Source organism: Rhizobium sp. GW821-FHT14E12 (genome assembly GCF_058803745.1).
Genome location: NZ_JBXAPH010000022.1, coordinates 33,599 through 40,313, shown reverse-complemented (window position 1 = coordinate 40,313; position 6,715 = coordinate 33,599). Strand labels below are relative to the sequence as shown.

At 54.4% G+C, this 6,715-nt stretch carries 6 protein-coding genes; all 6 read right to left on the bottom strand.

Annotated elements, in window-relative coordinates; genetic code table 11:
• Positions 1-245: 245 nt before the first annotated feature.
• Positions 246-917, bottom strand: a complete 672-nt coding sequence (locus AC1RO0_RS31450) for a T6SS immunity protein Tdi1 domain-containing protein (protein WP_498596436.1) — start codon at positions 915-917, stop codon at positions 246-248.
• A gap of 62 nt (positions 918-979) precedes the next feature.
• The gene (locus AC1RO0_RS31445; RefSeq protein ID WP_498596435.1) at positions 980-1,987 is read right to left on the bottom strand and encodes a hypothetical protein; all 1,008 of its coding nucleotides are present in this window, start codon (positions 1,985-1,987) and stop codon (positions 980-982) included.
• A gap of 164 nt (positions 1,988-2,151) precedes the next feature.
• A complete protein-coding gene (locus AC1RO0_RS31440; protein WP_498596434.1) occupies positions 2,152-3,318 on the bottom strand; it encodes a hypothetical protein in 1,167 nt (388 codons plus the stop codon).
• A 107-nt stretch (positions 3,319-3,425) separates the two neighbouring features.
• A complete protein-coding gene (locus AC1RO0_RS31435) occupies positions 3,426-4,184 on the bottom strand; it encodes a GAD-like domain-containing protein (RefSeq protein ID WP_498596433.1) in 759 nt (252 codons plus the stop codon).
• 9 nt (positions 4,185-4,193) lie between these two features.
• The gene (locus AC1RO0_RS31430) at positions 4,194-5,639 is read right to left on the bottom strand and encodes a PAAR-like domain-containing protein (protein ID WP_498596432.1); all 1,446 of its coding nucleotides are present in this window, start codon (positions 5,637-5,639) and stop codon (positions 4,194-4,196) included.
• Entirely contained in the window at positions 5,636-6,715 is a 1,080-nt protein-coding gene (locus AC1RO0_RS31425; protein ID WP_498596440.1) for a DUF2169 family type VI secretion system accessory protein, read from the bottom strand. The genes AC1RO0_RS31430 and AC1RO0_RS31425 overlap by 4 nt, the downstream gene beginning before the upstream one ends.

Here is a 6,715-nt window from a genome sequence, read left to right as displayed (position 1 = left end):
GGCCGCTGCAAAGCAGCAAAGGTATAGCGTCTGCTTCAAAGACAGAAAGCCGTTCCCCTTGTGACCCATGCACCAATGCACCAATGCACCAATGCCAACGGCAGTCGCTCTCTATCACCCCAATCAGTACGGCAGCGGATTATTTCCTTTCGAATCGACGACCGTAACTCAGAAGGAGTTGATCACCACACCGCTTCGCGAGAATTTGTGAAGTCGCTCAGCTTCGCTGAAGGCACTGCAAAAGACTACCGCGGCCCTATCGGGCGCACGACGACCGACTGTCCATATCCCTGAACATCGATCAGATTGTACTCCATGGTCTGCGCGACGATAGCAAAATGTTCTGGTGCCTTCAGGCGTTTGAGGTGAGCAATATCCGCAACTCCTCCAAGCGCTAAAGCGGGCACGAAACCATAACATTCGCCAATTTCAATAGGTCCAAGCTTCTTCGCTGCCCGCTTGAACAGTGGCTTACCGGCCCCGTCCTCAAAATCCAGCGCCGGATCCGATAACCAGAATGGTACTGAGACCGTATTGGTCGCCAACGCTCCCGCATGTTGACCCTTGACGAAGTTCTTCTGGGTCAAACGCCCTTCATAAACACTGATATTGCCGTAGCCATAGTCTTCCATCCAAAAGAAAATAACGCCAAAAGCGGAGTACGCGAAAGCATGGCAATTGTTGTGGGAAAAATCCTTGTCAGCACCAAAGATAAGCGCAAGAACTCCCTTCATATCGTCGGGATGGCATGATTGAATCAACCCGCCACGCAACACCGATAGACCGATATCGAAGCAAAAATCGGCAACTTGGTCCGGGAGAAATTTCCGAAGCGCTAAATGCTCTTGGTCCGTAAACGGAACCTGCAAAGCGGGCTTTCCGTATTTATGTACTATGTCTTCGTAGATCTTATTCACACCAAAGATATCCGATCCCCATTCCTACTCCTCCAAACCTTCGGATTCTAGGGAAGCAAGAATTATATATCCGGATGCTCGATCCGTTCCCACTCGGCTCCATCGAAACGGAAAATGTCCTTCTGGCCGACAACCCAGAGAACATCCCCCACTACACCGGTGTAAAAGATGTAGTCGCCACGCAATTTCGGCAACGACGGAGAAAATCTTTTCAGGTCGGACGTTTTCGGATCGACCTCGAAGAGTCCGCCCAGACGCGTACTTGACGGCAAAACCAATTTGCCACGATAGGGCGTAATCATGTGAAACAGATTGTGCTGTTGCCGGAGCGACACCGGCGTGAAACCGCGAGCGTAGCTACCATGCAGCAACACGCCTTCTCGACCACAAACCCAAATACTGTCAGGGCTTTCTATGTATATGCCGGTGAGAGCCGCCTCCGGAAGATGGGTATTCAGTTCATGAAGCGCAGCGCCATCCCAGAAGCAGAGGACTGGCTTTGTACCCTCTTCGCCACATAAATAAATCGCGTCCTCATCGATACCTTTGACACCATTAAATAAAACGTTGCGTGGCTTGCTTTTCTTAGATTCCATCAACCAGAACAAATAATCCGGATCATCTGTCTTGGGACGATTTTTGCGTTGCTCTCGATACTTCACAGGATCGAAGAGCAAGCTGTCTGTCACAAAACGCCAGTCATCTCGCCCATGGCGCACGTAGAATTGCCCGCCATCACCCGTCGCATAAAGCCTATTTCCTATCTGTGAGATAGCAAACATGCGACCATAACCCTTGGCATCATCGACCCAAGTCCCGGCCCCCTTTATTTTCTCTCGAAAATTACCCTCTCGCCACGCATGGTATACGTCGCCCTCCGAAGACATGTACGTCAGATACTCAGTCGCAGCATTGATATCCGGATTGCGGAACAACGTTATGTCCTGCATGTGGAAATTAAAGTTGTCGTAGTACCATTGTTCGCCAACTTTGCCGTCGTGCTCAAAACGATAGATCCGGCAGTCAGGATCATACGTGTCCGATGTCTCCAACACGGCATTGACGATCACGACATTCTCGGAAACAGCGCAGGCGCGGGTAAATTCGATCTTTGTCAGAAGGTCTTCTCCATCAGTTTTCGAACAGGCCCCATGTTGCGAGCAGCCCTTGCCTTACCGCCCCCTGCAACACAACTTCTTAGCAGCGGATGATCCAGGTCAAGGATTCATTCTCCCTATTTGGCCCCTTTGAAGGGCCGCTCCGACAAATCCTCTGGTATATCGCGTCGGGTCCATTCGTTGCCATCAAAGATGAAGTAGCGAAGGCCGTAGTCGAAGACATAGAGCTTATCGTTGCGGGCAAAAATAACGGACGGTTGTACTCGTTTGGATCCCAGTTTGATATTCACCTTCGGCGTAAACGTCTTCGCCAGATGACCGTCAAAACGGAACAATTCGGAGCCCGCCCTCAGGATCAGATCGCCACGCCACCAGGCCCCCTCGGAGAAGTTCTTTTCCCGATCAGGAAGCGAGGAGATCTCGGCAAAGCCCCTCGAGGGCGTCCCCTCCATCACGAGACCGTCGGAGCCGATGACATAGTCGTTGCCGCTCTCACCGCTTTCAAAGCCGGAGACATAGGAATAGGCGGGCAGCGAGCGCGCGATGCGATCTGGAAATTCATGCCGCTTCCAGGCGCCGGGCCGCCCGGTGAACAGCGTCTTCAGTTGCGGATATGCAGTCCCTTCGGCGTAGAGCTTTTTCTGGAGTTCGTACTTTTCGTCCCCCGACATGTCCTCGCGATAGAGAGGATGGCCGGGATAGAGATTGAAGTAACGTCTATTCACCGCCTGGGTAGCGACGACGAAGATATCGCCGTTGCGGTTGCGACCTAGGATCGACCAGTTTGGTTCTTTATAGGGATATTCTGGGTGCAGCGACGGGGCGATGTCTCCCCAGGTCGCGCCCATGCCGAGTTTCAGGAATCCGTCGCTGCCGGCCACCAGCCAGCAATCGTCAAGCGGAAGGATGGAGTTGAATGTGATGTCCGGCGCGTCCTCTGACTCGGCCCGACTGCCTGGAATGACTGAGTGTTCCGATCCCTGCGGGCGGACAACGTATATATCGCCATTCAAGCTGAGCGTCACATAGGACGGTGCAGCATCCCTATCTAGCGACGGTAAGACGCGGATATCGCGCAGTTCCCGGCGGACATCCGAGCGTGAGAAAGTCTGCGCCTCGACATCGCGAGTGAGGATAATGGTGTAAGGATCATCCCAGCGCGGACCGCCGACCAGAAGTGCAAAAAAACGATCGTTTTCCGCCATGGCAGCGTGATACAGCTTCGGCTCCCACTTGCCGTACAGCTCATCGAAATCCTCGTCGTCTTCCATTACGTCGGTCATGGGCCTGTTTCACTTCCTTACCGGTAGAGCTCGGCGCGCAGAACATCGGTAATTTTCACAGTCGGAAGCGGCCCGGGCGCGACTTCGATTTGAACATAGATCCGCGCTTATTGACCTGACACGTCGATGACCGGAACGGTCTCAGTAAGAATATCCTGACGCCCGTCGATCTCGACAGCAAATGAATAATGCAGCGAGCGTGGCAGTCGGCTAAGTGGTTCCGTCAGCTTCACTCTTCGATAGGACGTTGCCAGATTGGCAAGCTCTAGGTTCTCGCGAAGATAGATTTCCTCCTCCGACAGCAGACCATGTGCTTTGCGCAACTGCGGCAAGAGCTGACGCCCATTTTCATCCTCGATGAACTTATAGGTGTCGGGCAAAGTCGCGCTCATCAGAATATTCCATATATCCTCGGGAGCCTTTCGAGATTCCAGGAAAAGCTCGACGGCATTCTCCGGCATTTCAACACCCGCGAGACTGTATAGCTCCTGCAGCTCATGCGGCGGAGGATCGGTTTCCCTGCGACTTGTCAGATCCATGAGAAGAGCGACATCAAGCGAAAGAGTAAAATGACGCCCCTCCCTGTGCCAAAGATCGATCGCTCCCAGGCTCGAATATCCAAACGCCGCAAAATCCTCGCTTCGCAGGTTCGGCGCTTTCGCCAATATGCCCGCAAGGAAATCGTCAAACATAAATGGCGTGCATAGATAGTAGTTCCGATCAGCATAGTATCCGATGCCATGCTGCATCCAAAACCGCCTCAAATCATCGGAGAGCCTGCCGGCGGCTTTTTCTGCTTCGGCTTCCGAAACCCGTTTAGCTTGTCGAGGTTCACCTCGCGCTTCAAGAAATTCGGTGTTTGACACATGACCTCCTTAAATCGCTTTTAATAGCGTCTGCATACGCGGGCATCTGTTTCGGCATTGGTCAACCGCATAAGCACTGAGCTCAGCAGCTTTTCCGCCACGCCCCCACTGTGATCCTATCGATCTATTTTCACTTCGTCCTCCCAAACCTGAAAACACGGTCGGCTTACCGCCTGCGACCATATCGAGAGTATGGATGGCATCCTTATTCGCAGCTTGCTGTGTCGCCAAGTCTGTTGCCTGAGACTCGGAAATACTAGGATTTAAAGTTCGGATGATTGACGCATTTCTTGAAATCAGGCGCCGCCTTTCGATAGGCCTTGCCGCCTCGCCAATTGGTTTTGAAATCGGGTAATTGGCAATATCATTTGCTGCAGCACAAGGATCCTTACTGTTCAAAGCCGATTGCTGTAGATCCAGTTGCCTTTGCATTTCGACACGTGTGCCATTTGCAGGTACCGTGAAATGAAGCGGCAGCACATAACACCGGGGAGTATCGACGCGGGCATTGTCCGATTGAGGAATTGGTACCGCCTGAGGCGCCGTGAGCGTTTCTCTGCGTTTACGAAGTTCCGCAACAGTTTGCCGCCTTATGGTAGTGCCGCTATCCCAAAAGGGTAGATCGTTTATCTGCCGCTGTGCTTCTTGAATGCGCTTGGCTTCGTAATCATCTTGTGGAACAAAATCGGAAAAATTCATCTTGTTGGTGGGGAACAACACACCCACGGCAAAGATACCGATTCCAGCCAATACTGTACCGAGCCCTACACCGGTCGCTGCCGCTGTCGTTCCTCCGACTGCGGTTGTCGCCGTTCCTCCAGTTGCGGCTGTTCCAGCTGCGGCACCCTCCCCAAGCAGCGTTGCCACACCACCCGCTGGAGCCACCAAACCGAGAACCGCTCCGGGAGGAACACGGGGAGTTGGAGTGTTCGATTGGCCCGTGGTAGCCTTCACAGCACGTAGCGAACCACGTATCGGGTCATCGTCACTCGGCGGATCAAAGGTTTTCGTATTCTTGACGAAAATCGCTTCCCCCTGGGTATTCTTATTATTCATCCAGAAGCGATCGAGATGTCGGATGACGTTCGAACCCTCCGCACGTACCTGCGCGGCGTGACCAATCGGCTCGCAGATACTTTCAACTGTGCCCGATTTCACGCCTTTCCTCGTTCCGGGCGCGTCGCCATGCACATGGGTCGTGCAGGAACGCATGACCATGACCTTCTTGCCGGTGAAGCGTACTGAAGGCGTATAATTCTCATCATGGCCGCAATAATCCACGACCGGATAAGGGATCGGCACAACGGAGGAGCCGACGGGCGTCAAGCATACATCCGGCGAAAGCGACACGATCCGCGCTTCATCGATGTCACGAAGGCCTTCGAGTGGCCGCTTTGTCGTCCAGGGAGCGGGATAGCCGGGTTCGCCGATATAGTCGTCGCGCGATATGCTCATGCCGGCACCTCGGCTTGAGCATTTGACGACACGCCGCCCATCTTAACCCGCGTCAACGTAAGCTTCGCATCTGCCGCTTCTGGAAGCGGAAACCGCACGCGCCAGGTCAGAAATACGCGATCGTCACTGCGCCAATCGAAATGAACGCCGTCGAGCTTCAAGACGCGCCAATCGCCCGTACCCTCGCGCATGCAGTGAACGCCGAACGTCAGACCCGGCAATTGCCCCGTCGCTCGCGGCAGGCTCTTGTGCAGGTTTTCGAGTTGATAGGTCTCGTCACCCATCAGATGGGGCATGGCGATCAGGTCCGGATGAGCGCACTGCCAGAAGCGCGTGTCGAAATCCGCCGGCAACAATGGATGACGTTCGTTCAGCCATTGATCGTCATAGGTGCCGGCATATTTCTGGCGAAAACGCCACCAGGGAGCAACAGGTCCGAAACCTTGCGGCTGCGGCGGGATACGCCAATCCAGCTGATCCCCATCAGCGGACGTGATCTGTGGTGCCGGGGCGGGAGTGGAACCTGCGTCCATCTGTAGATTGACGATGCCGCACCCCAAGGGGTTGTGCGCTTCGACATCCATCGGCACATCGGCTTCCGGATCACCCGTGCCCGGAACCGCGCCGCCATAGGCTCTTGCCCAAGTCATTGGCACGTGGTCGGCGGGTGCCGCGTCCGAAAGCCGCCAATCCTTCAGGACGCGCTTCGGTTCTCGCGCCGAAAATCCTGCCCAGGCGTCGCTGACAACCGGCTTCCAGAAACGTTCGCCGTGCACTTGCAGGGTCTTCTGCAGAGGACCCGCAAGAAGCGAAACCTGCCAGGAGCCGGCAGGCCTCCCCTCAGGGACATAGGCATTGCCAAGAAAGGTTACGTCAGTGCCAGGTTTTTCCGGCGTCAGGTCGGTTTGCCGTAGCATGATGCCGGTATGCGGATCGCCGTCGTAAACATCTTCCCACTGGAACTCCTCCTGTTCCGGCGCAAGATCGAGCGGACCGTTTTGGCGATGCATGAACGTGCCTCGAACCGCGATGACACAATCCAGGTTTCCCTCGGCATCGAATTGCCGAAAGGCCAT

What these genes read in the sequence shown, in the direction of transcription:
- AC1RO0_RS31440 (WP_498596434.1), bottom strand. Translation starts at nt 3,318, where the DNA reads ATGACCGACGTAATGGAAGACGACGAGGATTTCGATGAGCTGTACGGC.
- AC1RO0_RS31430 (WP_498596432.1), bottom strand. Translation starts at nt 5,639, where the DNA reads ATGAGCATATCGCGCGACGACTATATCGGCGAACCCGGCTATCCCGCT.
- AC1RO0_RS31425 (WP_498596440.1), bottom strand. Translation starts at nt 6,715, where the DNA reads ATGGCCTTTCGGCAATTCGATGCCGAGGGAAACCTGGATTGTGTCATC.